Consider the following 24,649-nt stretch of genomic DNA (forward strand, 5'->3'; position numbering starts at 1 on the left):
TGTCTCGTCATGCGCCGGCGCGCGCGTGGCGCGCCGGCATCTTGGTGTGAGCCGCGCTCAGGCCGTGGAGGCCGTCGCGGGCAGGGGGGATTGCCAGAAGTGGTCGACTTCGGCGAGGAAGGCGGCCTTCTGCGTGGCGGGCAGGAAGGACGCCTCGAAACTATTGCGCGCCAGCTTGTGGCCGTCGTCCGCGGTCAGCGGCAGGGCTTCGAAGGTGGCTTCCCAGTTGGCGTTCATATAGCCGCCGAAATAGGCGGGATCGTCGGAGTGCAGCGTGACCAGCACGCCGGCTTCCAGCAGGCGGTGCAGCGAGTGGTCGCGCAGGTCGGGATAGACCTTGAGCTTCTGGTTGGACAGCGGGCACACCGTCAGCGCCACGCGCTCGCGCGCCAGCCGCTCCACCAGGGCGGGGTCGTCGATGGCGCGCACGCCGTGGTCGATGCGTTCCACCTTGAGGATGTCGAGCGCGTCCGTGACATACTGCGCCGGGCCTTCCTCGCCGGCGTGCGCCACCAGCCGCAGGCCCAGCTCGCGGGCGCGGGCGAAGACGCGGGCGAATTTCTCCGGCGGGTTGCCCTGCTCGGAGGAATCCAGGCCCACGCCGACGAAGCGGTCACGGTAGGGCAGCGCCGCTTCCAGCGTGGCGAAGGCGTCTTCCTCGGACAGGTGGCGCAGGAAGCAGAGGATCAGGCTGCTGGAGAAATCGAACTGGGTGCGGGCCTGGGCCAGCGCGTCGGAGATGCCGTCGATCACCACGCCGATGGGCACACCGCGCGCGGTGTGGGTCTGCGGGTCGAAGAAGATCTCGGCGTGGCGCACGTTGTCGGCTACGGCGCGCTGCACGTAGGCCATCGTCATGTCGAAAAAATCGTCCTCGGTCAGCAGCACGCTGGCGCCGGCGTAGTAAATGTCCAGGAAGGATTGCAGGTCGGTGAAGGCGTAGGCTTCGCGCAGGGCTTCCACGCTGGCATACGGCAGCTTGACCTTGTTGTGCTGGGCCAGCCGGAAGATCAGCTCGGGCTCGAGCGTGCCTTCGATATGGACGTGCAGTTCTGCCTTGGGCGTCAGGCGGATACGGTCTGCGAGCGCGGCATCGAGCGTCATGGGGTTCCTTTTGCGGTCTTGGTTTGCGTCGTGTTCGCCGCCTGGCCGCCGCGGTTGGCGCTCAGCGCGCCCAGATGGGCGAGACGCTGGTCGCGAACCTGCAGCAGCTGGGCGACGATGGCAACCGCAATCATAGCCGGAGCCTTGTCCGTGATGCCGGAGACGCCCATCGGGCACGTCATTTCCGCAAAGCGGGCAGGGTCAATCCCGTGCTCCGCCATGCGATGCTCGAAGCGCGCGCGCTTGGTCTTGGAACCGATCAGGCCGAAATAGGCAAAGTCATTGCGCCGCAAGATCCGCTCGCACAGCGTCTGGTCCAGGGCGTGGCTGTGCGTCATCACCAGGAAATAGCTGCCGGCCGGGGCATGGTCGACCACCGCTTCGGGGATATCCGTGGCTTCCGGGGTGACGTTGTCGGGCAGGCCCGGCGGGAACAAGGTGTCGCGCTCATCCACCCAGTGCACCCGGCACGGCAGGTTGGCCAGCACCTTGACCAGCGCATGGCCGACGTGGCCGGCGCCGAACAGCACCACCTGCAGTTCATCGGGCACCATGACGTCGGTCCAGGAGCCATCCTTTTGCAAGCTCACCGAGGGCGTGACCGCCTGCGTCGCCGCGTGCCGCACCGGACCGGCCGCCGGCACGGTGCGCGTGAGTGCGCGCCCGGCGGAGAAGGCGGCCTGCACCGCATCGAGCCAGGGCAGGTCGGCCTCGCCCAGCACCTCGAAGGCGAGCTGGACCACGCCGCCGCAGCATTGGCCCAGGGCCGGGCCCAGGGGGATGCGCACGGTCTGCCGCGTCGCATCGCGTTCGGCCAGCATGGTGCGCGCGATCTCCATGCCGCGCCACTCCAGATGGCCGCCGCCGATGGTGCCCACCAGATCGTCGGCGGTCACCAGCATGCGCACGCCCGCCTCGCGCGGGGCCGAGCCTCTTACTTCGGCGATGGTGACCATCGCCACCGGCACGCCGGCGCGCACCAGGCGGGTGGCGTCGGCGAAGCGGAAGGGTTTGAGGGGCGCGTCCTGCATGGTGATGCCTTTTTAGGTTGATGCTTTGGGTGAGGCTTGCTACTTCGTTACAGTGCTAGAGGGTGCGGCTCACTGCACCACCGGCGCAGCCACCCGCACCGCATCCACCGCATCCAGGATCGCCTCGCTCGTCGCAGGCGCCACCAGCGGCGGGTTCACCTTGTAATCCCCGATGCTGGCCACCGCATCGCGAATCGCGAAGAACACCGAGAACGGCAGCAACAGCGGCGGCTCGCCCACCGCCTTCGAGCGATGGATGCTGTCTTCCGCGTTGTCGTTCTCGAACAGCCGCACGGTGAACGCTTCCGGGCAGTCGTTGACGGTCGGGATCTTGTAAGTCGAAGGCGCATGCGTCATCAGCTTGCCATCCTTGTTCCACCACAATTCCTCGGTGGTCAGCCAGCCCATGCCCTGGATAAAGCCACCTTCGACCTGGCCGATATCGATGGCCGGGTTGAGGGAGCGGCCGGCATCGTGCAGCACGTCCGCGCGCAACAGGCGCCATTCGCCGGTGAGCGTGTCCACCAGCACTTCGGAACAGGCCGCGCCATAGGCGTAGTAGTAGAAGGGCCGGCCCTGCAGCCTGGACTGGTCCCAGTACAGCTTGGGCGTGGTGTAGAAACCATCGGACCACAATTGCACGCGCGACACGTAGGCCTGGCGTGCCAGGTCGCTGAAGTCAAGGCGCAGTTCGCCCGCCACCACCAGGTCGTCGCCGAACTGCACGCTGTCCGCGTCCACGCCAGCCTGGCGCGCGGCAAAGGCAGCAAGCCGCTCGCGGATCTGCCGCGCCGCGTCCTGCGCGGCCTTGCCGTTCAGGTCGGTGCCGGTGGAGGCGGCGGTGGCCGAGGTGTTGGCCACCTTGCTCGTATCCGTGGCGGTGACGCGCACGCGTTCCAGGCGGATGCCGAGTTCGTGCGCCACCACCATCGCCACCTTGGTGTTCAGGCCCTGGCCCATTTCCGTGCCGCCGTGGTTCACCAGTACCGAGCCGTCGTTGTACACGTGCACCAGCGCGCCGGCCTGGTTGAAGTGGGCCACATTGAAGGAGATGCCGAACTTCACCGGGGTGATGGCAATGCCTTTCTTCAGCACCGGGCTGCCGGCGTTGAATGAGCGCGTTGCCTCGCGGCGCTCGCGGTAGGCGCTGCTGGCCTCCAGCTCGTCGAGCAGTTCGTGGATGACGTTGTCTTCCACGGTCTGGCCGTAAGGCGTGATATTGCGCTCGGTCTTGCCGTACAGGTTGGCGCGGCGCACGTCGAGCGAATCGCGGCCCACGGTGCGCGCCACATTGTCCAGGATGTATTCGATGGCAAAGGCGCCTTGCGGGCCGCCGAAGCCGCGGAAGGCGGTATTGCTCTGCGTATTGGTCTTGCCGCAGTAGCCGTCGATCTGCACATTCGGCAGCCAGTAGGCGTTGTCGAAGTGGCAGATGGCGCGGGTCATCACCGGGCCGGACAGGTCGGCCGAGAAGCCGGCGCGCGAAACCATCTCCACCGATACGCCGTCGATGCGGCCTTCGGCATCGTGGCCGACTTCGAAATCGAAGACGAAGTCATGGCGCTTGCCGGTGATCATCATGTCGTCGTCGCGGTCCGGACGCAGCTTGACCGGGCACAGCAGCTTCCAGGCGGCCAGCGCGGCGCAACAGGCGAACATGGCCGATTGCGATTCCTTGCCGCCGAAGCCGCCGCCCATGCGCCGGCATTCCACCAGCACCTGGTGCGCGTGCCATCCCAGCATATGCGCGACAGCATGCTGCATTTCGGTGGGATGCTGGGTCGAGCACCACACGTGCATGCCGTCGTTTTCCTTCGGCGCGGCGTAGGCGATCTGGCCTTCCAGGTAGAACTGCTCCTGGCCGCCCAGGCGGATATTGCCCCGCTCCCGGTGCGCGGCACCGGCGATATGGCTGGCCGGCTCGCCTCGTGTCAGGTGCATCGGCGGCAGCACATAGCTGCCGGCCTGGTGCGCCGCCTCGGGCGACAGCACCGGCGCCAGGTCCTCGTACTCGACATTGCCCAGGCGTGCGGCACGGCGCGCGGCATCGTGCGAGGTGGCCACCACCACGAACATTGGCTGGCCGATGAACTGCACCAGGCCGTTGGCCAGGATGGGGTCGTCATGGATGATCGGGCCGCACTCGTTGGCGGCGGGGATATCTTCGGCGGTCAGCACCGCCACCACGCCCGGCGCGGCGCGCACCTTGTCGAGCGACATCGACTTGATGCGGGCGTGGGCGCGCGTGCTCATGCCGAGCGCGGCGTGCAGCGTGCCGGCCAGCTCGGGAATGTCGTCGGTATAGGTGGCCGTGCCGGCCACGTGCAGGTGGGCGGATTCATGGGGACGCGAAATACCCACTTGTGGCGTGGAGACGGCGGCCTTGGCCTCGATCTCGGCGTCGAGCAGGAAGGGTTCGGTTTGCTTGTTCATGCCGATCTATCCTTATGCGGTGGCGACGGTGGCGACGATCTGGCCGGCGCCGGGGGCGCGGACATTGACGGCGGCGGCTGGCAGCGCGTCGGCGCGCGTTTCCAGCCAGAAGCGGTACAGCAGGTTGGCGGCGCCACGGCTGCGGTAGGCGGCGGTGGACCGCATGTCGGTCAGCGGCGTGAAGTCCTGCGCCAGCGCGCTCATGGCGGCCCGGGCGGTGGCTTCGGTCCAGGGTTGGCCGACCAGCGCGGCTTCCGTCAGGGCACCGCGCTTGGGCGTGGCGGCCATGCCGCCGAAGGCCACGCGTGCATGGCGAATCACACCGTCTTCCAGCGTCAGCGCAAAGGCCGCGCAGACAGCGGAAATGTCTTCGTCAAAGCGTTTTGACAGCTTGTAGGTTCGGAAGTACTCCGGCCCCGCCAGCGGCACGCGCAGGGCCGCGACGAACTCGCCCTCGGCCATGGCGGTCTTCTGGTAGGCCAGGTAGAGGTCTTCCAGAGGCAGGGTGCGGCGCACTTCGCCGCGCTGGAGCACCACTTCGGTGCCAAGGGCGATCAGCGCGGGCATGGAGTCGCCGATGGGCGAGCCGTTGGCAATATTGCCCCCCAGCGTGCCGGCGTTGCGGATCGGCAGCGAGGCAAAACGCTTCCACAGTTCTTCCAGTTCGGGGTGCGTGGCATTGAGCGCCGCATAGGCGCGCTCCAGCGAAACCGCCGCCCCGATTTCCACTGCGCCGTCCACCTGCTCGATACTGTTGAGGTCAGCCACCTGGCCCACGTACAGCAGGTTGCCGAGTTCGCGGAACTGCTTGGTCACCCACAGGCCCACGTCGGTGCTGCCGGCCAGGATGCGCACGCCCGGCTCGGCCGCCTTGATGGCGGCGAAAGCCGATGCCGTGCGAGGCGCGTAGAAGTGCTGGCCGCCGGCGCTGTAGTGGAACGTGGCGTCGCGTTGCAGCGAGCGCAGCGTGTCGGCGATCTGCCGCGGGTCCAGCTTGCTGGCCTGCGGCGCCGGCAGCGCCATCATGCGCTGGCCGGCCTCGATGATGGGACGGTAGCCGGTGCAGCGGCACAGGTTGCCGGTAAGGGCGTCGCAGATGGTCTCGCGGGCCGGCGCGCGGCCGGTGCCGGCGTCCTCGGCCTTTTGCTGGTACAGCGCCCACAGCGACATCACGAAGCCGGGGGTGCAGAAGCCGCACTGTGAGCCATGGCACTCCACCATCGCTTGCTGTACCGGGTGCAGCGCGCCGTCGGCCTGGCGCAGGTCTTCCACGGTGATCAGGGCGCGGCCGTCCAGCGTGGGCAGGAACTGGATGCAGGAATTGACCGCCTTGAACTCGACCTGGCCGTTCTCGCCCAGTTCGCCGAGCACCACGGTGCATGCACCGCAATCGCCTTCGGCGCAGCCCTCCTTGGTGCCCGTGCAGCGCGCGTCCTCGCGCAGGTACTGCAGCACGGTGCGGGTCACGGGGACATCGGCGACCTCCTGGACCTGGCCACGGTGGTAAAAGCGGATGGTTTGCGTCTCCATGGTGTCTTCTCTCTTTGTGATGGGGGCAAACATAGCACTGGTGCCGATGATGCAATATTCGGCCCAGGTGATATGCCCCATCAAGGGGGAGAGCGTTGCACGGCTGACGAGGAGTGCGGCAGCCGGATTTGACCAATGACGGGGTGCCTGACATACACTATGCGCCGTTCCCATCCCCCACGCCACCGGCCGCCATGCGCGCCTGGCGCCCCCTCGCCATGCACGGACGCGACCATCTCGATACCTATTTGCTGCGGGTGCTGCACACGCTGCTGACCGAGCAGAGCGTGACCCGCACTGCGGTCCGGCTCGGCCAGTCGCAGCCCGCCATCAGCAATACGCTCAAGCGACTAAGGGAAATCACCGGGGATGCCATCCTGGTGCGCGGCAAGAGCGGCATGGTGCCGACCGAGCGCGGCCGCGAGCTGCTGCAACTGGCCGAGCAGAGCCTGGCGGCCATGGACCGGATCGCCCGGCCGCCCCAGCATTTCGACCCCGCCACCACTACCCGTACCTTCCACCTGGGGGCGCCGGACTACCTGGACGCCTTCTTCCTGCCCAATATCGTCGAGCGCGTGCGCCGGCTGGCGCCCGGCGCCAAGCTGTTCGTGCACCCTATGACGTCATCGAGCGACTTTCTCGACAGCCTGGAACAAGGGCAGCTCGACATCGTGGTCGGTAACTGGCTGTCGCCGCCGGAACATCTACATATCTCGCCGCTGTTCGACGATGAGGTGGTGTGCATGCTGGGGGCGCAGCATCCGCTGGCGCGCAAGGGGCTGACCCTCAAGCATTACCTGGAGATGCCTCATCTTGCCCCAGCGCCCTATGCCTCGATGCAGCGCAGCATGATTGACCAGGCGCTGGCCGAGCAGGGGTACAAGCGCAATATCCAGGTTACGTTGCCGTATTTCGGGCTGGTGCCGTATGTGTTGATGAAGACCGATATGGTGTTCACCACGGGGCGGCAGTTTGCCGCGCACTATGCGCAGTACCTGCCGTTGAAGATGGTGCCTTCGCCGGTGGTGTTTCCGCGGATGCGGTTTTATCAGCTTTGGCATGAGCGGTGTCATGCTGCGCCGGATGTTATGTGGATGCGGAGGATGATTGCGGAGGTGGCGGGGGAGTTGCCGGTTTTGCCGCAGTTGGTTAGGGAGGGGTAGGGGGTTTAATGGGGGGTGGTTTTTGAACCCAACAACACGCCAACTGTTGCGTCCCCCCCTAGAAAACCCCCACCATCACTTCCCCTTGTAACTAGGAAAAAACAACTGCTCCCCCTCCACCTTGTAAGCCGCAATAGCATCCTGCCCCTCCTTGGAGGTAATCCACTCCACCAGCCTCATCGCATCCGCATAGTTGGTCCCCGGATGCTTGGCCGGATTAACAGCAATCACCCCATAGGGGTTGAACATTTTCGGATCACCCTCCAGCAAAATGGCCAGCCCGGTCTTGGCGCGATACGCGCCATAGGTGGCCCGGTCCGACAGGGTATATCCCGGCATCTGCGCCGCCATGGTCAACACCTCCCCCATCCCGAGCCCCGCACTCACATACCACGGCTGGCCCTTGGGCTCGATGCCGGCCTGTTTCCAGTAATCCTTTTCCATCACATCGGTGCCAGAATTGTCGCCGCGCGAGACGAACTTGCTGCCGGCCGCAGGAATCTTCTTGAAGCCGGCTATGACGTCTTTCTCGCCCTTGAGCCTGGCCGGGTCGCCGGCAGGCCCAACCACGATGAAGTCGTTGTACATCACGTCGCGGCGATTAACCCCATAGCCCGCGGCCATGAATTCGTCTTCCATCTTGCGCGCGTGCACCAGCAGCACATCGACGTCGCCCATCTCTCCCATCTTCATCGCCTTGCCCGAGCCCACGGCGATCACCTTCACCGTGACGCCGCTCTTCTGCTCGAACTTCGGCAGCAGGAACTTGAGCAGGCCCGAGTTCTCGGTGCTGGTGGTGGTAGCCAGCTTGAGTTCGCCGGCGAGCGCACCAGTGGCGCCGCTCAGCATGACCAGGCAAGCCAGGCCCAGGGACCAGGCGGTGCGGCGTGAAATACGATGCAGAAGGCAAGAGTTGGATGGGCCCGGCATGCTCGCTCCTTGTCTTATGTTTTTAGAAACAGAATTGCCACCAACTCACAGGATCGGTGAGAATGCAGCGAATACCGTGGAAATCAAGGCATTCGATTGTCGATGAGCCACATCTCTAAAGTAAATATGAAAAGCGTTTCATATGACATTCCGCTTTGATCTGTTTCCGGTAGTGGCCGTGGATGACAATCCACGCTCCAACGGCAAGGTGTTCCAGCTGCTCAAGGCCGTGCGCGAGACCGGCTCCCTGCACCGCGCGGCACGCGAGATCGGGCTGTCCTACCGGCATGCCTGGGGCGTGATGCGGTCGTGGGAGGAGATGCTGGGGCGCAGCATGCTGGACATGGAGCGCGGCCGTGGTGCCACGCTGACGCTGTTCGGCGAGCGTTTGCTGCGCGCGGAAGGGCGCCTGCGCGAATCCATCGATCCGATCGTGCAGAAGGCGGTGGTCGACTTCCTGGCGGATCTCGACGATGCCGCCCAGCCGCAGACCCGCATCCGTTTTTCCGGCAGCCACGACCCCGCCATGGAGGTCCTGGCGGACGCGCTGCACGAAGAGCCCGGCGGGCTGCAGCTCGATACGGTGTTCTGCGGCAGCGTGGAGGGCCTGATCTGCCTGCAGGAGCGGCAGTCCGAAGTGGCCGGCTTCTACGTTTCGCCGATCCAGACCGCCGGCTCGGTGGCGCATGTGACGCTGCGCAAATGGCTGCGTCCGGCCGCCGTGCGCCTGATCCGTCTCGCCTGGCGCGAGCAGGGCCTGATCGTGACGCCCGGCCTGGCACGCGAGATCCGTGACCTGCGCGACCTGGCCCGTACCCGGGCGAGCTTCGTCAACCGGCAGCGCAGTTCGGGCACGCGCATGCTGTTCGACCAGTTGCTGGCCACCCACGGCCTCTTCCCGGACCAGATCGTCGGCTACGAAACCCCCGAATTCAGCAACGAAAAAGTGGCTGAAGCGGTGCATGCCGGCCGCGCCGAGGTGGGGTTCGGCCTGCGCATGAATGCCGAGGCCCATGGGCTGGCCTTCGTGCCGCTGACGCGCGAGGCGTACTACCTGGCGCTGCGCAAGAACGACCAGATCGCGCCTTGGGCGCACGCGCTGCTGGCGCGGATGGCGGACCCCGCCTTCGCCCGCCGTATCGAGGCCTTGCCGGGCTACACCATGGCCGAGCCCGATGGCATCCTGACGCCCCAGCAGGCACTCCCCTGGTACGGCCCCGACGGCAAGGAAGGCAGCTGACGCCGGTGCCCGGCCAGGGCCGGTTTCCGGCCGCTTGCGTGCCCGCGTATTAAACTGCAGGCATGGGCGGGGCTACATGCCGGCCGCCCTGACCCTGCAAGGAGTGCCATGCTAGAAACGGCTGCGTTGGCTGCGGGCTTGTCCTGGACCAGCGGATATCGCCTCTACCTGGCCGTCTTCACGGCCGGCGCGCTGGGCCGCGCGGGCTGGCTGCACCTGCCGCCAGGCCTGCAGGCGCTTGAGTCGTGGTGGGTGATCGCGCTGGCCGCGGTGCTGGCCCTGGCCGAATTCGTGGCCGACAAGGTACCCGGCTTCGATTCCTTCTGGGACAGCATCCAGACCTTTATCCGCATTCCCGCCGGTGCGATCCTGGCCGCCGCGGCGTTCGGACAGCTTGATCCGCAGTGGATGGTCGCCGCCGGCCTGGTGGGCGGCACCCTGGCCGGTACCGCCCACGCTGCCAAGGCCGGCACGCGCGCGCTGATCAATGTATCCCCGGAACCGTTTTCGAACTGGGCTGCCTCACTTAGCGAAGATGTGGCCGCCAGCAGCGGATTGCTGCTGGCGTTTTTCCTGCCGGTGGTCTTCCTGGTGGTGCTGGCGCTGTTGTTGCTGGTGGCGGTGTGGTTGCTGCCCAAGCTGTGGCGCGGCGTGCGCCGCTTGCGCGATGCCCTGGCCAAGCGTGCGCCGGCCACTGCGCCGGCCGGGCGCCAGCCCAGGCGCTAGTGCGGCCATAATCTGGCCCTGATCCGGTTGGCGAGTGTCCGCCAGCCATCCGCCGTCAGCATGGCGGGGCGCCCGGGCCTGCTGTTTTGCCGCTTGCTGTTTTGCCGATATCTCCCGATATCATCGATACCCGCGCGGCCTGCCCGGCAGGCCGCCATGATGCTCGTGCACGGACAAGAGATAACTGATCCATGTCTTCAGAACCCGCTTCCCGGACTGTTCCCGTCGTCGTCGCCGCCACGCCGTCCGGCACACGCCCGGCGCGCTTCTCGCCCTGGCGCCAGGCGCTGCGCATGGCGCGGCGCGACTGGCGCGCCGGCGAACTGAACCTGCTGCTGTTCGCGCTGGTGCTGGCCGTCGCGGCGCTCAGCAGCGTGGGCTTCCTGGCCGACCGCATGCGGCTCGGGCTGGAGCGCGATGCGCGCCAGATGATCGCCTCCGATGTGCTGATCGTGTCCGACCAGCCGTTCGATGCCGTCTTCGCTGGCCACGCCGCCCAGGCGGGCCTGGTCACGACGCAGACCGTCACCTTTCCCAGCATGGCGAGCGCGCGCGCGCCGGCCAAGGCAGCCGCGCAGGGCGCGGCCAGCGCGGTGCCAGCGGAGGCCGCTTCGCAACTGGCCGCGCTCAAGGCCGTCGGCACCGGCTACCCGCTGCGCGGGCAGGTCAAGGTGGCGGCTGCGCGCGGCGGGCCGGAAGCGCCCGCCACCGGCATTCCCGCGGCGGGCACAGTCTGGGTGGACGAGGCCTTGCTCGATTCGCTCGGCGTCGCCTTGGGCGACACCATCCAGTTGGGCAGCCGCGGCTTTCACATCGAACGCATCATCACGCAGGAACTGGACCGCGGTGCCGGCTTCATGAACTTCGCGCCGCGTGTAATGCTGCCGCTGTCGGATCTGGAATCCACCGGACTGGTCGGCTGGGGCAGCCGGGTCACATACCGCCTGCTGGTAGCCGGTCCCGACGCCGCCGCGCAGGCCTATCAGCAGTGGGCAGTCGCCGAGATCGACAAGCGCGCGCTGCGCAACACCCGCGTCGAGTCGCTCGAATCCGGCCAGCCGCAAATGCGCGCTACGCTGGATCGCGCAGAACGCTTCCTGTCGCTGGTGGCCGTGCTGTCGTCAATGATCGCGGCGGTGGCGATTGCCATGTCGGCGCGCCGCTATATGCAGCGCCATACCGACGCCTGCGCCGTCTACAAGTGCATGGGCCTGTCGCGCCGCGAGATCCTGCTGGCCTTCGGGCTGGAGTTCCTGCTGCTGGGCATCGGCGGCGCGGTCGCCGGCGTGGCGCTGGGCTACCTGGCGCACTACGGGCTGCTGCTCTCGCTGGGCAACCTGCTCACCGTGACGTTGCCGCAGCCCTCGGCCCTGCCGGCCGTGGTGGGCTTGCTGGCGGGCATTGTCCTGCTGGCTGGCTTTGCGCTGCCGCCGCTGCTGGCGCTGACCGGGGTGCCGCCGCTGCGCGTCCTGCGCCGCGACATCGGCGCGCCGCCTGTGTCGACCTGGATCGCCTACGGGCTGGGCCTTGGCGCCTTCGTGGCGCTGCTGCTGGTAGCCGCCCGCGATCTCAAGCTGGGGCTGACCACCGCCGGCGGCTTCGTGGCCGCGGGCGCCGTGTTCGCCTTGCTGGCCCTTGGCTTGCTGACCTTGCTGGCGCGGCTGATGCGCGGCGGCCGCCTTGCGCGAGGCAGCGTGGGCTGGCGCTTCGCGCTGGCGGTGCTGGAGCGCCGCCGCGGCGTCACGGCGCTGCAGACGGTCGCGCTGGCGGTGGGCCTGATGGCGCTGCTGCTGCTTGGCATGACGCGAAACGACCTGATCTCCTCATGGCGCAACGCCACGCCGGCGGACGCGCCCAACCGTTTCATCATCAATATCCAGCCCGACCAGCGTGCGCCCCTGACCGGCATGCTGCAGCACGCCGGCATCGACGATCTGCTGTACCCGATGGTGCGCGGACGCCTGACGCATATCGCCGGCCAGCCAGTGCGCGCCGAGCGCTTCCCGGATGGCCGTGCCCGCAACCTGGTCGAGCGCGAGTTCAACCTGTCCTATACCGACGCGCTGCCGGCTGGCAACCGCGTGGTGGCGGGCAACTGGCTCGGCGGCGGCAAGGCCGGGGCCTCGGTGGAGGAGGGCATCGCCAAGACGCTGGGGATCCGGCTGGGTGATACCCTGCGCTTCGATGTGGCCGGGCAGTCGGTGGAGGCGCCGGTGACGTCGCTGCGTAAGCTGGACTGGGGCTCGATGCGGGTGAACTTCTTTGTCATCCTGCCGCCCGCCGCCATGCAGGGCATGCCGCAGACCTACATCACCGCCTTCCACCTGCCGGCCCGGCAGGCCGCGCTGGGCAACCAGCTGGTGGCGGCGTTCCCGAACATCACGGTGGTCAACACCGACCTGATCCTGCGCCAGATCCAGGACGTGCTCGACCAGGTCATCGCCGCGGTGGAGTTCCTGTTCGTGTTCACGCTGGCGGCCGGTGTCACGGTGCTCTACGCGGCGCTGTCCGGCGCGCGCGACGAGCGCAAGCGCGATGCCGGGCTGCTCAAGGCGCTGGGCGCGTCCGCGGCGATGGTGCGGCAGACCCAGTACGCCGAGTTTCTGGTGGTGGGTGGCCTGGCCGGCCTGCTGGCCAGCCTGGGCGCGATTGTCGTGGGCTGGGGGTTGTCGCAGTTCGTATTCGATTTCCCGTTCCGCTTCAATGGCTGGATCGTGCCGGCCGGCGTGCTTTCTGGCATGCTGTGCGCTTTCGCGGGCGGCTGGCTGGGTTTGCGCGAGGTGCTGCGGCAGCCTGCGCTGGCCACGCTGCGTGAATCGTGAGCGGTTTCCATGCCGCTCGCGCAGCCCGTGCCTCAAGAATTTCCGAGCGTCTTATGAGTACCGAATCCAAACCTGAAGAATCCGCCGCCACCGAAGTCACCGCCTATGAGCTGATCGGCGGCGAGGCGCGCGTGCGTGAACTCGTCGATCGTTTCTACGACCTGATGGATCTCGAAGCCGAGTTCAAAGGGCTGCGTTCCATGCATCCTGCCTCCCTGGATGGCTCGCGGGACAAGCTGTTCTGGTTCCTGTGCGGCTGGCTGGGCGGCCCCAATCACTTTATCGAACGCTTTGGCCACCCGCGCTTGCGCGCGCGCCATATGCCGTTCGAGATCGGCACCAGCGAGCGCGACCAGTGGATGCGCTGCATGGCGCTGGCCATGCAGGACGTGGGCCTGCCCGAAGTCTTGCAACTGCGCCTGATGCAGGCCTTCTTCGGTACCGCCGACTGGATGCGCAACGTACCGCGTTGACGTCCGGCGCCATCGATCCGGTTATCCGCCAATACGCCATGCCCAATACGAATCTCGACGCTGTCACTGACTTGCCCGCCGACGCCAGGCGCGTGCTCGATTTCTGGTTTGGCGCGCCCGGCTCGCCGGAGTGGAACAGTTCGCGCGCACAGTGGTTCACCAAGTCCGATGACTTCGACGCCACCATGCGCGCAGCCTTCCTGCCGCTGTGGGAAGCGACGCACGCCGGCGCCCATGCCGGCTGGGTGCAAACGCCCGAGGGCACCTGCGCGCGCATCGTGGTGCTGGACCAGGTACCGCGCAACGTCTTTCGCTGCGATCCGCGCAGCTTCGCTTCCGACGCGCAGGCGCTGGCGACGGCCCGGCAGATGGTGGAGAGCGGCGCCGATCGCCTGCTGCCAACGCCATTCCATCGCAAGTTCTGCTATATGCCGTTCGAGCACTCCGAAGCGCTTGCTGACCAGGACATCGCCGTGCAGTTGATGACAACGCTGCGCGCGGACAGCGAGGGCAGGGTGGACGTGGTCGAGTGGGCGATCAAGCACCGTGCGGTGGTCGCGCGATTCGGACGCTTTCCGCATCGCAATGCTGTGCTGGGGCGGCGGGATACGGACGAAGAGAGTGCTTTCCTGAGGGAGCCGGGCTCATCGTTCTGATAGAGACCGGACAACGCCATCGTGCTTTTCTTGGGAAAGATCTGATTGTTGGCGGGAAAATTCTCCATCGAAACGCTCCGCAGGCACGGCTGTCGCATACCGAGCAAGAGCAAGCTATCCGATGGGAATCGGGTTCGTCGTTCAGAGCGGACCCGGACGAAGCTACGGCGCCGGCTTCAAGATCAGCCGCACCAGCTCGATCCAGTACGCAGCGCCCAGCGGCAGGATCTCATCATTGAAATCGTAGTACGGGTTATGCAGTGGCGGGTTATCCCCCTCCCGCGCGGCGCCGAGGAACACATACGCGCCTGGACATTGCTCCAGCATAAAGGCGAAATCTTCCGATCCCGTGCGCGGCAGGCAGTTCGTATCGACGCGCTGCGCACCCACCACCCGGCGCGCCGCGCTGGCCGCCAGTTCCATCTCCCGCGTCGTGTTCACGCAGGCAGGGTAGCCCGCGAAATAACGCAGTTCGATCTTCGCCCCCGAAGCCGTGGCGATGCCATCGCAGAGCGCGCGTATGCGCGCCTCGGCCCTGGTGCGCGTGGACGCTCGGAACGAGCGGCAGGTGCCGCGCAACACTACTTCCTCGGGAATCACGTTCCAAGTGTCGCCACCGTGGATCTGCGTGACGCTGACGATCAGCGAATCCACCGCGCTGACATTGCGGCTGACGATGGCCTGCAGCGCCGCCACCAGTTGCGACGAGACCACGATGGGATCGATACCCGCCTCGGGCTGTGCCGCGTGGGAGCCTTTGCCGACGATGGCGATCTCGAAGGTATCGGAGTTGGACGTCATCGTCCCGGTCCGCGTGGAGAACGTCCCCAGTGGCAGGTTGGGCGAGTTGTGCAGCGCGAACACCGCGTCGCAGGGAAACTGCTCGAACAGGCCAGCCTCCACCATGACCCGTCCGCCCCCTTCGTTTTCTTCCGCCGGCTGGAAGATGAAATGCACGGTGCCGCTGAAGCTCTCGTCCTGCGACAGGTACTGCGCAGCGCCTAGCAGCATGGCCGTATGGCCGTCATGGCCGCAGCCATGCATCTTGCCGTGGATTGCTGAGCGATGCGGCGCGTCGCCAAGCTCATGCATATCGAGGGCGTCAAGATCGGCGCGCAGGCCGATAGTGGGGCCGGTGCCGCGCCGCAAGGTGCCGACCACGCCGGTTCCGGCCAGCCCCTGACGTACTTCCAGGCCCATGTTCGCCAGCGCTTGCGCGGCCAGCCGCGAGGTGCGGTGCTCGGTGAACGCGGTTTCGGGGTGCGTGTGAATATCGTGCCGCCACGCCCGCATCCGGGCCAGCAGTTCCTCAGGTAGCGGGCCCGAAAGCGGGGCGAGGGTCGGGGGCGTGAGGGTCATGATGCGGCGTCTCCTGCAAAAGTGAGGCAAACGTGAGGGAAAACGCCGATTCTCAGTCTTGCCGACCGTTGGAACCATGACAATCGAATACCCGGAACGTTGTGCACCATGCAACGATACTTGCCTGTGCAAAAGAGGCGGCGCCAGCCGCCCGCGAGGAGTGAATGTTGGAAGACGTATTGGATCGCAGGCGCGCTCTGTGCCTGCTGCAGATCATTGAGACCGGCAGCGTGCGCGGCGCGGCCGAGGTGCTGGGACTGGATCCGTCGGTTGTGAGCCGCGCGGTCGCCAAACTGGAGAAGGATGCCGGCCTGACGCTGCTGGAGCGCCGTGGCCGTGGCGTGGTCGCCACCGATGCCGGGCACATGATGGCGCTCTTTGCGCGGCGCCAGCAGGACCTGCAGGACACCTTCCTGGCGGAGGTGAATAACCTGAAGAACGCGCGCGGCGGGCATGTGAACCTGGTGTTTGGCGAGGGCTTTGTTGACCTGCTGCTTGAACCGGTGCTGCAGGGCTTCATGCGCAAATATCCCCAGGTGACCTACGGCATGCAGGTGGCAGGCACCGATGACACCGTGCGCGCCATCGTGGACGATGTTGCGCATATCGGCTTCGCCTTCCAGCCGCCCAACGACGTGCGCCTGCGCTCGCACTTCTCGCGCGCCTCGCCGATCCGGGTGCACGTGCGCCGCGACCATCCGCTGGCGAAGTCGCGCAAGGCGCTCAAGCTTTCCGACCTTGCCCCGCATGCCGGCGCCACGCTGGTGGAGTCGTTCGGCGTGCGCAAGCATATCCAGGCCGCCGAGCTGGACGAGCACATCAGCCTCAAGCCGATGCTGGTCACCAATTCCTTCAAGGTGCTGTGGGAGTTCGCTGCGCTCGGGCTTGGCTTTATCATGACGCCGCGCTCGGTGCCGCTCAAGGGCGCACAGTTCAAGCAACTGGTCTCGTTGCCCCTGGCCAATCCCATCCTCAACAACAGCCGCAACCACATCATTACGCGCGCCGGGCGCCATCTCTCGCCCGCGGCGAGCAATATGCTGCGCCATGTGGTGAAGGACTTTCCGGAGGTCTGATGCGGACGGCGTGCTTCGGGAATCGTTGCGTTGCGTGCAACGATTTCACCCTCTCTTTGTCATTGCTGCGGCCAGAATGCCATTGCTAGACTGGCGGCGCCGGATTGGCCAGGGCCGCCGTGCACAAAAACTAAAAAGCCAGAGACAAAGATGGAGGGAACGATGAACAGCTTGATGCCCGGCAGCGGATGGAACCGGCAAGGGGTGCGCGGCGCGATGCGATGGCTGACGGCCGTGCTCGGCACGGCGTGCATCGGCTCGCCGGCACTCGCCGAGGGCCCTGCCTATCCCACGCTCAAGCCGGTATCCCTGGTGGTGCCATATCCTGCCGGCGGCGCGAGCGACGTTTCCGCGCGCATCTTCAGCGAACCCATCGGCCGGGCGCTTGGGCAACAGGTACTGGTCGAGAATGTGGCGGGCGGCACCGGCGTGCTCGGCGCCATGCGCGTGCTGAACAGCCCGCCGGACGGCTACGCCATGCTGCATGGCTCCGCCAACGAAGTCATCCTGACGCCGCTGCTGAACGCGTCCGCCAAATACAAGCCCGAGGACTTCCGGCTGGTGCAGCCCATCACCGAGGCCACCATCGTGCTCCTGGTGCGCGGTGACCTGCCGGCCAGGACACTGGATGAATTCGTCGAATTGGCCCGCAAGCCGGGCGCCAAGCCGCTCACGTATGGCAGCGTTGGCGTTGGCTCGCTTTACCACGTGCTGACGGAATATATGGGCCAGCGCACCGGCGCGAAATTCCTGCACGTGCCCTACAAGGGCGCCGCGCCCGCGCTGCAGGACCTGGCCGGTGGCCAGGTCGACTTCGCGGTGCTGCCCTATCAGGTCAGCATGGATGCCATGGCCAAGCAGGGCCGGATCAAGGTGGTGAGCAGTTTTTCCAAGACGCTGCCCGCGCAGTTGCAGCATATCCCGACCCTGCGGGACAGCAAGCTGCTGTCGGATTTCGAGTACGTGATCGGTGGCGGCTATTACGTGCGTAAAGGCACGCCCGACGACGTGGTGCGCAAGCTGCGCCTGGCCATCGGCCAGGCGCTGGCCCAGCCGGAGCTGCGGGCCCGGCTGGAGTCGGAAGGGCGCACGGTGATGCGCGCGGGCAGTGAACAGGAGGCCGAGACATGGCAGGCAGCGCAGCTGAGCCGCTATCGCGGCATGGTGAATGCGCTTGGCCTCAAGCCGATGTAATCCCCGGCGGCCGGAGTCCGGCCGACGGGAGCATCATCAGGTCTCCTCGCGCTTCTCCTGCCACTTGTCCACCAGCAAGCGCGGCGCATTGGCGAGCTTGTCGAGGATGCCTTCGGGCGTAGGCGCCACATGCAGCAGGTCATTGTGGACCTGCTTCAGGAAGCCTTCGTCCACGGCGTGCTGCATGAAGCCCTGCATGCCGTCGTAGAAGCCCGCCACATTGAGCAGCCCCACCGGCTTCGCGTGATAGCCCAGCTGCAGCCAGGTGAAGGTCTCGAACAGTTCCTCGAAGGTGCCGACACCGCCAGGCATGGCGATAAAGGCATCGGCGCGGTCGGCCATCATCTGCTTGCGCTCGTGCATATTGCGCACCACGTGCAGCTCGGTCAGGCCGCGGTGTCCGACTTCCTTTTGCATCAGCGCATCGGGAATGATGCCGATGGCGGTGCCGCCGTGCGCCAGCACGGCATCGGCCACGATGCCCATCAGCCCGACCTTGCCCCCGCCGTAGACCAGCGCCAGGCCACGCTCGGCCAGGAGCTTGCCCATGGTGCGCGCCGCGGCGGCGTATTCGGGGCGGTTGCCGGGGCTGGAGCCGCAATAGATACAAACGGACTTCACTTTTTTTCCTTTGCTGTTTGTGCCGCCTTGGCGGCGGCGTACTCCTGGGCCAGCACGTCGAACGCCTGGCGGGCCTTGCCACGCAAATAAGGGGCAAGGATCGAGAAGATGTGATAACTCGCGCCGTGCAGGTAGCCGCGGATCTGTTCGGGATCGTTGTACTGGCGCGGATGCTGGACGAACTGGAAGGACAGCCAGTAAGTGGCTACCACGACCATATTGGTACAGATGGCATCGACCTGCTCGGGCGTGGCTTCCATCTCGCCGTCTTCCTGGAACTGCCGGCAGATCTCCATCGCAAAGCGCTTTTTCTGCTCGACGATGCGCTTGAAGTTGGTCTCGAGCATGCGGTTGCGCGCCAGCAGGTCGTTGATGTCGCGATAAAGGAAGCGGTAAGTCCACATGAACTCCGCCATGTACTGCAGGTAGCCCCAGCTCTCGTCCAGCGTGGCCTTGCGGTCGTTGGGCATCTTGAGGCGGCGCTCCATCTCCTGCTCGAACAGCACGAAGATGGAGCTGATGATGTCGTCCTTGTTGCGGAAGTGATAGTAGAGATTGCCGGGGCTGATCTCCATGGCTTCCGCGATGGTCGTGGTCGTGACGTTGGGCTCGCCCAGTTCGTTGAACAGGCGGAGGGAGACGTCTAGGATGCGGTCCCGGGTGCGGCGGGGGCCGGTTTGCTGTTTGGGTTCCATGGGCGACCGGGCGACCGGCAATTCGGTAAGTTGAAGCCGATTATAAGCAATCGCCGTTTGCCGCAATGCCGTATCGGCCACGGACGCCCTGTTTGACGACGGAAGCGCCCAGCGTCAGGCTGCCAGCGCCCGCAGCCAGTCCACCGCGATCGGTCCGGCAATGGCGAGCCAGGTACCTCCGCACAGCACCAGCGCCAGCATCACCGCGGCGCTGCCGAAGTCCTTGGCGCGCTTGGACAGGCTGTGGCGCTCCAGCGAGATGCGATCGACCGCGGCTTCCACGCTGGAGTTGAGCAACTCCACAATGAGCACCAGCAGCAAGGTGCCCAGCAGCAGGATGCGCTCGACGATGCCGACCGGCAGCAGCAGGGCGCAGGGTGTCAGGATGACCACCAGCGTCAGTTCCTGGCGGAATGCGCTCTCTTCCAGCACCGCGTAGCGCAGGCCGGACAGCGAATTGATGCCGGCATGCCAGGCCCGTGCCAGGCCGCGATTGCCTTTGTGGGGGTTCTGCTCAATCGTGTAGTCGTTGTTCGGCGAGTCCTGGGCCGGCGCCGAGGTCTGGGGCGCTGGCGGGCGGTGCGGGTCGGACGGCGGGCGATGCGGAGTCGGCATGTTCGGATGTGGTACGTGCGGCGTTGCCGTTCAGCGCCGCGCGAACGGCCGGCAGCGGCTGCAGGTGAGTCAGGAACTGCTCGGAGGCGGCACGCCACGAGAACCGCTCGGCATGGGCGCGGGCGGTGGCACGGTCGATGCGCAGCGCCTCCAGGCAAGCTTCGCGCAAGTCTTCGTGCATCACCCCGGCGCCGCTGTCGCCAAGCACATCGATTGGCCCGGTCACCGGATAGGCGGCCACCGGCAGGCCGCTGGCCAGCGCTTCGAGCAAGACCAGCCCGAACGTATCAGTGCGGCTGGGGAATACGAAGACGTCGGCTGAAGCATACACCTTGGCCAGTTCCTGCTGGCTCAGCACCCCGAGGTAGCTGGCACCAGGATAGCGCGCACGTAGCGACGCCAGTGCCGGCCCGTCGCCGACCACCCACTTGGAGCCCGGCAGGTCCAGCGCGAGAAAGGCCTCGACGTTTTTTTCCACGGCGACGCGGCCCACATAGAGAAAGATCGGGTGCGCCGTGTTGAGCACGTTGACGTGCTGCGCGGTGAACACATCCAGGTCGACGCCGCGGGTCCACAGTACGCCGTGCGTGATGCCGAAGCTGTGCAGGTCCTGCAGCACCACGGGTGTCGGCGCCATCACCGCGCGCGCCGGGCCGTGGAACCAGCGCAGGAAGCGATAAGTCCACGCCAGCGGGATGCCGAAGCGCGCCTGCACGTACTCGGGGAAGCGCGTGTGGTACGCCGTGGTGAAGGGCAGCCGCTCACGGATCGCATGGCGGCGCGCCGCCAGCCCCAGTGGTCCCTCGGTGGCAATGTGCAGGGCATCCGGCGCGAAGGACCGGATACGCTCCCTGACCTTGGCGCCGGCGAACAGGGACAGCGCGATCTCGGGATAGGTCGGGCAAGGAATGGTGCGGAATTCCTGCGGGGTGATCAGTTCCACCGTGTGTCCCATCTCGATCAGCTCGCGGCGAGTGGACTTGAGTGTGCGCACCACGCCATTGACCTGCGGCTCCCAGGCATCGGTGACGATCAGGATCTTCATGCGTGCTCCTTGCGGCCGGGCCGCGTGGGTGACGGCCCCGGCGGCGCCGGGGCGATCAAGGTGATTGGCGAGAGTGGCGGTGGTGACCGCATCAAGCCTTGTCAGGCCGTGGCGGTGGCGCGGCGGCTGGCCGTGGCCGGTGCATCGAGCAGGGTGGTCCAGTAGACGATCTGCAGCTCGCCGTCCTGGGTTTCCACGAGGGCGGACAGGCTCTCCACCCAGTCGCCATCGTTGCAGTAGAGCTGGCCGTCCACCTCGCGGATCTCGGCCTTGTGGATATGGCCGCACACCACGCCGTCGCAGCCGCGCCGGCGCGCTTCGTCCACCATCGCTTGCTCGAACGAGTTGATGTAATTCACCGCGTTCTTGACCTGGTGCTTCAGGTATTGCGATAGCGACCAGTACGGGAAGCCGAGACGGGCACGGATGCGGTTGAAGTGGCGATTGATGGCCAGGATCAGCGTGTAGAGCGAGTCGCCCAGGTAGGCCAGCCAGCGCGCGTGCTGCACCACGCCATCGAACAGGTCGCCATGCACCACCCACAGCCTGCGGCCGGCGGCGGTGACGTGAATGGCGTCTTCGCGCACCGTGATGTCGCCGAAGGCGAGGCCGTCGAACTGGCGCGCCACCTCATCGTGGTTGCCCGGCACGTAGATCACCTCGGTGCCCTTGCGCGCCTTGCGCAGCAGCTTCTGCACCACGTCGTTGTGGCTTTGCGGCCAGTACCAGCCGCGGCGCAATTGCCAGCCGTCGATGATGTCGCCGACCAGGTAGAGCTGGTCCGATTCATTGTGCTTGAGGAAGTCGAGCAGGTAGTCGGCCTGGCAGCCGGGCGTGCCGAGATGGATGTCGGACAGCCAGATGGCACGGTAATGGCGGATCGGGTGGGAAGGGTGCGGGGTTTGGACTGTGGTGTCCGGGGGGGCAGGATTGGCAGGGGCGGGAGAGGTGGCGGTACGCGCGGGAGGCCGTTGCTGCAAGGTACTGCCCGGTGGCATGAATGCGGCCAGCGCGGCGGGCAGGGATTGAGACTCGGCGGTGCGGCTGCCCAGCAGATACGTGGCCTTGGCCAGACGTCCGCAGGCAGAACGAAGAGCTTGAACCATGGTGGCCCCGGTAGCGACGATGGCTGCATTGGGCCAGCAGCGCGTGACGGAGCGGTGACGGAAACATGAACGTCATATGACCGTTGCGAGGATGCCATGCGCGATGAGGGGCGCCGGCGTGCCGGGCTGTGGCGGTTGCCGCTTTGTACGATGCTGGGTTTGGGCTTCAAAAAAACAGCGCCGTACAAGAAACGGCGACAGCCCTTGGCTGCAAAAGCCAACAGCACCGAAATCGAAACCCGGCAACGTCCGCCGGCGGCTCAGGCCGCCGGAGCCACCGCCGACAACTGCGCAAGCGCGCGCAGCGCGGCCTGCGTGGCCTGCGGGTGCCGCAACAGGCTGACATGGCCGATGCCGGCCAGGGGAACGTGATGGGCGCCTTCCAGCCAGGACGTGCCGGCCGGGCCGGCGATGGAGTCGTGCCAGCTGAAGATCGACACCAGCGCGGCGCGCTGGCGGGGCGTTTCCCGCGCCGCCAGCGCGCGCAGCCAGGCGCTGCCGCAGCGCATCTGGCGCGCGTTGAAACCGCCGCCGTAGCGGGCCAGCGCGCAGCCGTGGTGTGGGGTGCCCAGCGTGACGATGCCGCGGCACGGGGGCGGCGCACCCCTGCCGGCCAGCGCGGCACGCGCGGCCAGGCCGCCCATGCTGTGGCAGAGCAGGAGCGGGGGCTGGCCGGTGGTGGCGGCGATGCGTGCCATGGCGGCGCGCACTTCGAGGGCATAGTGAGCGATGTCGCCGAAGACCGGGTCCAGGTCGATCGCCTCGCAGTGATAGCCGGCCGCCGCCAGGGCGGGCTGCATATCGAGCCAGACCGCATGGTTGCAGCCGTAGCCGTGCACCAGAAGCAGCGGCGGACGCGAACTCGGCGCATTGGCCGGACGGAGGCGCCGGTGCGAACAGAACGGCTGCAGCCAGTTGAACATGCGGAACACAGCGGCGTATTCGCGCAAGTAGCAGGCCAGCGCCCGCGGCAGCGTCAACGGCGCCGGCCGGGTGTCCAGCAAGGCGGGCGGGAGCGGCGGGCGGGTCTCGGCGGGCTCGCCGATGCCGCGCAGGGAAATGGCAAAGGCGCCGGCGACGGCCAGTCCCAGCACCGCCAGCACCACGCCGATGCCGGCCAGCAGGGCTGGGGCAAGGGACCAGTCATGCCAGTCATGGAGTGCGGTGGCGCAGCCCAGTGCTGCGGCGGCCTGCAATGCCACCGCGGTGCGGCGCAAGGCGGCAGCCGACAGGTTCATGGCTTGGGCGGGCGCAGGTCGGTCAGGCGGGTGCGGGCGAGGCGGTCGTGCAGGAACTGCCGCCTGGGGTCCAGCCAGGCCAGCAGGATCCAGAGCAGCAATCCGGCGCACAGCACGCCGATGAAGGGGCCCTTGACGAGGCCGAGGAAGTGGCCGGCCGCCGCCGAAGGTGGCAGCCACAGCCATGCCAGCAGGTAGCGCAGCGCCGCCTGCGGCCAGCGCGGGGGCGTTCCCGCGGCCGTCTCCACGCGCATGCGCCAGGTCTGCATGGCCAGGGTCTGGCCATTGCGCTGCCAGAACCAGACGAAATAGCAGCCCAGCACCAGGAAGCTCCAGCATTGCATGGTGAAGCGACCGTCCAGGCCCAGTTGCTGCAGCCCAGGGCGCGCCAGCAGGTAGAGCCCGGTAGAGGCGCTCAGTACGCCGAACAGCAGCACGCCCTCGTACAGCATGCAGGCGATGCGGCGGCGGATAGTCGGCGCCTGGCCCGGCCCCACGGGGGTGGCTGGCGCGGCGGATGCAGCCGGCTTGGCGTTGGATTTGGGCGTGGTGACGGCAGGCATGGCGATCAGACGGGAAAACGGCGGGGTCCGGCGCCGGCTCGGCGGTGATGCCTGAGCGGGCAGCGCGCCGCCTGGTAAATAAGGCTGCCGGATGATGGGATCTGGCGGGATCCCATGACTCCCAAGTCATTCGCGGCAGCGGCGTCCACGGCGAGCCGGGCGGCGAAGCAGGGCCGCCAGGCAGGAAACAAGCGCGGCTGGGGCAGCACAAGCGGCATTATGCCAAAAGCCGGGATCGTCAGGGTGTGGCAGTACGGGCAGCGCTACCGCAGGTCCTCAGCGGCGCACCGGCTCGTCGGGACTGGTGGCACTGCTGGCGGCAGCCTCGGTGGCGGCCTCGCGCGGGGTGTCCGCCGCCGGGGCCGGGGCGGCGGCCGTCGAGGTGGCCTGGGGCTCAGGCGCAGGTGGGGCGGCTTTGGGTGCCGGCGTGCGCCTGGCGTTGGAGGTGGCGCTGGCCGGCGCCTTCTTTTCCAGGTGCAATTGCCGCGTGGTCTCGGCGGGCAGCCGCTTGCCCGAAGGCAGTGCGCTGACTGCGCCAGGACGGCGCGGCACCTTCTCGGCCGCCGCCAGGTTCTTCTTCTGCTCTTCCGGCAACTGCTGGTACTTGTCCCAGGCTTCGGCCTTCTTCTGGGCCGGCACCGAGCGCGTGATCTGGTAGTTTTCGCGGGCCAGGCGGCGTTGCTGGGGCGTCATCTTGACCCATTCGGTCATGCGCGTCTGCAGGCGTGCCTGTTCGGCGGGCGAAAATTTTGGATAACGCTCAGCGATCTGCAGCCATTTCCGCCTGTTCAGCTCGGGGAAGGTGTTCCACTCCCCGGCCAGCGGCTCCAGAACGCGCTGCTGCACGGGGTTGAGTTCCTCCCAGGCCGGATGGGCGTTTGCGACGGCGGCGGCAGCGGGCGCGCGGCCACCCTGTGCGTGGCACGTAAGCGGCCCCAGGTACAAAGTGACGGCGGCAGCCATCCCGGCCAGCAGCAAGGCCGCCAGCCGCCGGCGCGGTGCGTCGGGGTTGAGGTGGGCGCTGGTCAT

22 protein-coding genes are annotated in these 24,649 nt (G+C 66.9%); 8 read left to right on the forward strand and 14 right to left on the reverse strand.

Features of this window, described 5'->3' with window-relative positions; genetic code table 11:
* Nucleotides 1-57: 57 nt before the first annotated feature.
* The 4 genes from ACZY0R_RS21065 to xdhA all read right to left on the reverse strand — a co-directional run bounded on the left by ACZY0R_RS21065 (nt 58) and on the right by xdhA (nt 6,098).
* Nucleotides 58-1,104, reverse strand: a complete 1,047-nt coding sequence (locus tag ACZY0R_RS21065) for an adenosine deaminase (protein ID WP_035859510.1) — start codon at nt 1,102-1,104, stop codon at nt 58-60.
* A complete protein-coding gene (xdhC, locus tag ACZY0R_RS21070) occupies nt 1,101-2,135 on the reverse strand; it encodes a xanthine dehydrogenase accessory protein XdhC (RefSeq protein ID WP_488860948.1) in 1,035 nt (344 codons plus the stop codon). Before xdhC ends, ACZY0R_RS21065 begins: the two co-directional genes overlap by 4 nt.
* Before the next feature lie 69 nt (nt 2,136-2,204).
* The gene (gene xdhB / locus ACZY0R_RS21075; RefSeq protein WP_488860950.1) at nt 2,205-4,568 is read right to left on the reverse strand and encodes a xanthine dehydrogenase molybdopterin binding subunit; all 2,364 of its coding nucleotides are present in this window, start codon (nt 4,566-4,568) and stop codon (nt 2,205-2,207) included.
* 12 nt (nt 4,569-4,580) lie between these two features.
* A complete protein-coding gene (gene xdhA / locus ACZY0R_RS21080; RefSeq protein WP_488860952.1) occupies nt 4,581-6,098 on the reverse strand; it encodes a xanthine dehydrogenase small subunit in 1,518 nt (505 codons plus the stop codon).
* A 218-nt stretch (nt 6,099-6,316) separates the two neighbouring features.
* Between xdhA and ACZY0R_RS21085 the strand changes: the two genes are divergently transcribed.
* Entirely contained in the window at nt 6,317-7,261 is a 945-nt protein-coding gene (locus tag ACZY0R_RS21085) for a LysR substrate-binding domain-containing protein (RefSeq protein WP_045238672.1), read from the forward strand.
* Nucleotides 7,262-7,336: 75 nt separating this feature from the next.
* Here the strand turns inward: ACZY0R_RS21085 and ACZY0R_RS21090 are convergent, their stop codons facing one another.
* Nucleotides 7,337-8,110, reverse strand: a complete 774-nt coding sequence (locus tag ACZY0R_RS21090) for an ABC transporter substrate-binding protein (RefSeq protein WP_488860954.1) — start codon at nt 8,108-8,110, stop codon at nt 7,337-7,339.
* A 223-nt stretch (nt 8,111-8,333) separates the two neighbouring features.
* Between ACZY0R_RS21090 and ACZY0R_RS21095 the strand changes: the two genes are divergently transcribed.
* The 5 genes from ACZY0R_RS21095 (at nt 8,334) to ACZY0R_RS21115 (ending at nt 14,108) form a co-directional block, all read left to right on the forward strand.
* Nucleotides 8,334-9,431 (forward strand): substrate-binding domain-containing protein, encoded by a 1,098-nt coding sequence (locus ACZY0R_RS21095; RefSeq protein ID WP_488860956.1) that lies wholly within the window; start codon nt 8,334-8,336, stop codon nt 9,429-9,431.
* Between the two features lie 108 nt (nt 9,432-9,539).
* Nucleotides 9,540-10,157 carry a DUF4126 domain-containing protein gene (locus tag ACZY0R_RS21100; protein ID WP_488860958.1) on the forward strand — a complete coding sequence of 206 codons (618 nt, stop codon included), beginning with the start codon at nt 9,540-9,542 and terminating at the stop codon, nt 10,155-10,157.
* Nucleotides 10,158-10,450: 293 nt separating this feature from the next.
* Nucleotides 10,451-12,979, forward strand: coding sequence for an ABC transporter permease (locus ACZY0R_RS21105; RefSeq protein WP_488866086.1), 2,529 nt, complete (start codon nt 10,451-10,453; stop codon nt 12,977-12,979).
* A 53-nt stretch (nt 12,980-13,032) separates the two neighbouring features.
* Nucleotides 13,033-13,452: a group II truncated hemoglobin gene (locus ACZY0R_RS21110; protein WP_488860960.1), complete on the forward strand. Its 420-nt coding sequence runs from the start codon at nt 13,033-13,035 to the stop codon at nt 13,450-13,452.
* A gap of 38 nt (nt 13,453-13,490) precedes the next feature.
* Nucleotides 13,491-14,108 (forward strand): DUF924 family protein, encoded by a 618-nt coding sequence (locus tag ACZY0R_RS21115; protein WP_488860962.1) that lies wholly within the window; start codon nt 13,491-13,493, stop codon nt 14,106-14,108.
* 162 nt (nt 14,109-14,270) lie between these two features.
* Here the strand turns inward: ACZY0R_RS21115 and ACZY0R_RS21120 are convergent, their stop codons facing one another.
* On the reverse strand, nt 14,271-15,467 hold the full coding sequence (locus ACZY0R_RS21120; protein ID WP_488860964.1) for a M20 aminoacylase family protein: 1,197 nt from the start codon (nt 15,465-15,467) through the stop codon (nt 14,271-14,273).
* 167 nt (nt 15,468-15,634) lie between these two features.
* On the opposite strand from ACZY0R_RS21120, the gene ACZY0R_RS21125 reads away from it, so the two are divergent.
* Nucleotides 15,635-16,543, forward strand: coding sequence for a LysR family transcriptional regulator (locus ACZY0R_RS21125; protein WP_488866088.1), 909 nt, complete (start codon nt 15,635-15,637; stop codon nt 16,541-16,543).
* A gap of 162 nt (nt 16,544-16,705) precedes the next feature.
* The gene (locus ACZY0R_RS21130; protein ID WP_488860966.1) at nt 16,706-17,737 is read left to right on the forward strand and encodes a Bug family tripartite tricarboxylate transporter substrate binding protein; all 1,032 of its coding nucleotides are present in this window, start codon (nt 16,706-16,708) and stop codon (nt 17,735-17,737) included.
* Between the two features lie 36 nt (nt 17,738-17,773).
* Here the strand turns inward: ACZY0R_RS21130 and ACZY0R_RS21135 are convergent, their stop codons facing one another.
* The 8 genes from ACZY0R_RS21135 to ACZY0R_RS21170 form a co-directional block, all read right to left on the reverse strand.
* The gene (locus ACZY0R_RS21135) at nt 17,774-18,358 is read right to left on the reverse strand and encodes an LOG family protein (RefSeq protein ID WP_488860968.1); all 585 of its coding nucleotides are present in this window, start codon (nt 18,356-18,358) and stop codon (nt 17,774-17,776) included.
* Nucleotides 18,355-19,053 carry a TetR/AcrR family transcriptional regulator gene (locus tag ACZY0R_RS21140; RefSeq protein ID WP_488860970.1) on the reverse strand — a complete coding sequence of 233 codons (699 nt, stop codon included), beginning with the start codon at nt 19,051-19,053 and terminating at the stop codon, nt 18,355-18,357. Before ACZY0R_RS21140 ends, ACZY0R_RS21135 begins: the two co-directional genes overlap by 4 nt.
* Nucleotides 19,054-19,167: 114 nt before the next feature.
* A complete protein-coding gene (locus ACZY0R_RS21145) occupies nt 19,168-19,668 on the reverse strand; it encodes a diacylglycerol kinase (RefSeq protein ID WP_488860972.1) in 501 nt (166 codons plus the stop codon).
* The gene (locus ACZY0R_RS21150; RefSeq protein ID WP_488860974.1) at nt 19,568-20,713 is read right to left on the reverse strand and encodes a glycosyltransferase family 4 protein; all 1,146 of its coding nucleotides are present in this window, start codon (nt 20,711-20,713) and stop codon (nt 19,568-19,570) included. Before ACZY0R_RS21150 ends, ACZY0R_RS21145 begins: the two co-directional genes overlap by 101 nt.
* A 101-nt stretch (nt 20,714-20,814) precedes the next feature.
* Nucleotides 20,815-21,819: a UDP-2,3-diacylglucosamine diphosphatase gene (locus tag ACZY0R_RS21155; RefSeq protein WP_045238164.1), complete on the reverse strand. Its 1,005-nt coding sequence runs from the start codon at nt 21,817-21,819 to the stop codon at nt 20,815-20,817.
* Between the two features lie 260 nt (nt 21,820-22,079).
* Nucleotides 22,080-23,057 (reverse strand): esterase/lipase family protein, encoded by a 978-nt coding sequence (locus ACZY0R_RS21160; protein ID WP_488860976.1) that lies wholly within the window; start codon nt 23,055-23,057, stop codon nt 22,080-22,082.
* Nucleotides 23,054-23,620, reverse strand: a complete 567-nt coding sequence (locus ACZY0R_RS21165; RefSeq protein WP_488860978.1) for an RDD family protein — start codon at nt 23,618-23,620, stop codon at nt 23,054-23,056. The genes ACZY0R_RS21160 and ACZY0R_RS21165 overlap by 4 nt, the downstream gene beginning before the upstream one ends.
* 276 nt (nt 23,621-23,896) lie before the next feature.
* A complete protein-coding gene (locus tag ACZY0R_RS21170; RefSeq protein ID WP_488860980.1) occupies nt 23,897-24,649 on the reverse strand; it encodes a DUF3106 domain-containing protein in 753 nt (250 codons plus the stop codon).

The sequence above is a fragment of the Cupriavidus sp. F041 genome (genome assembly GCF_057814235.1).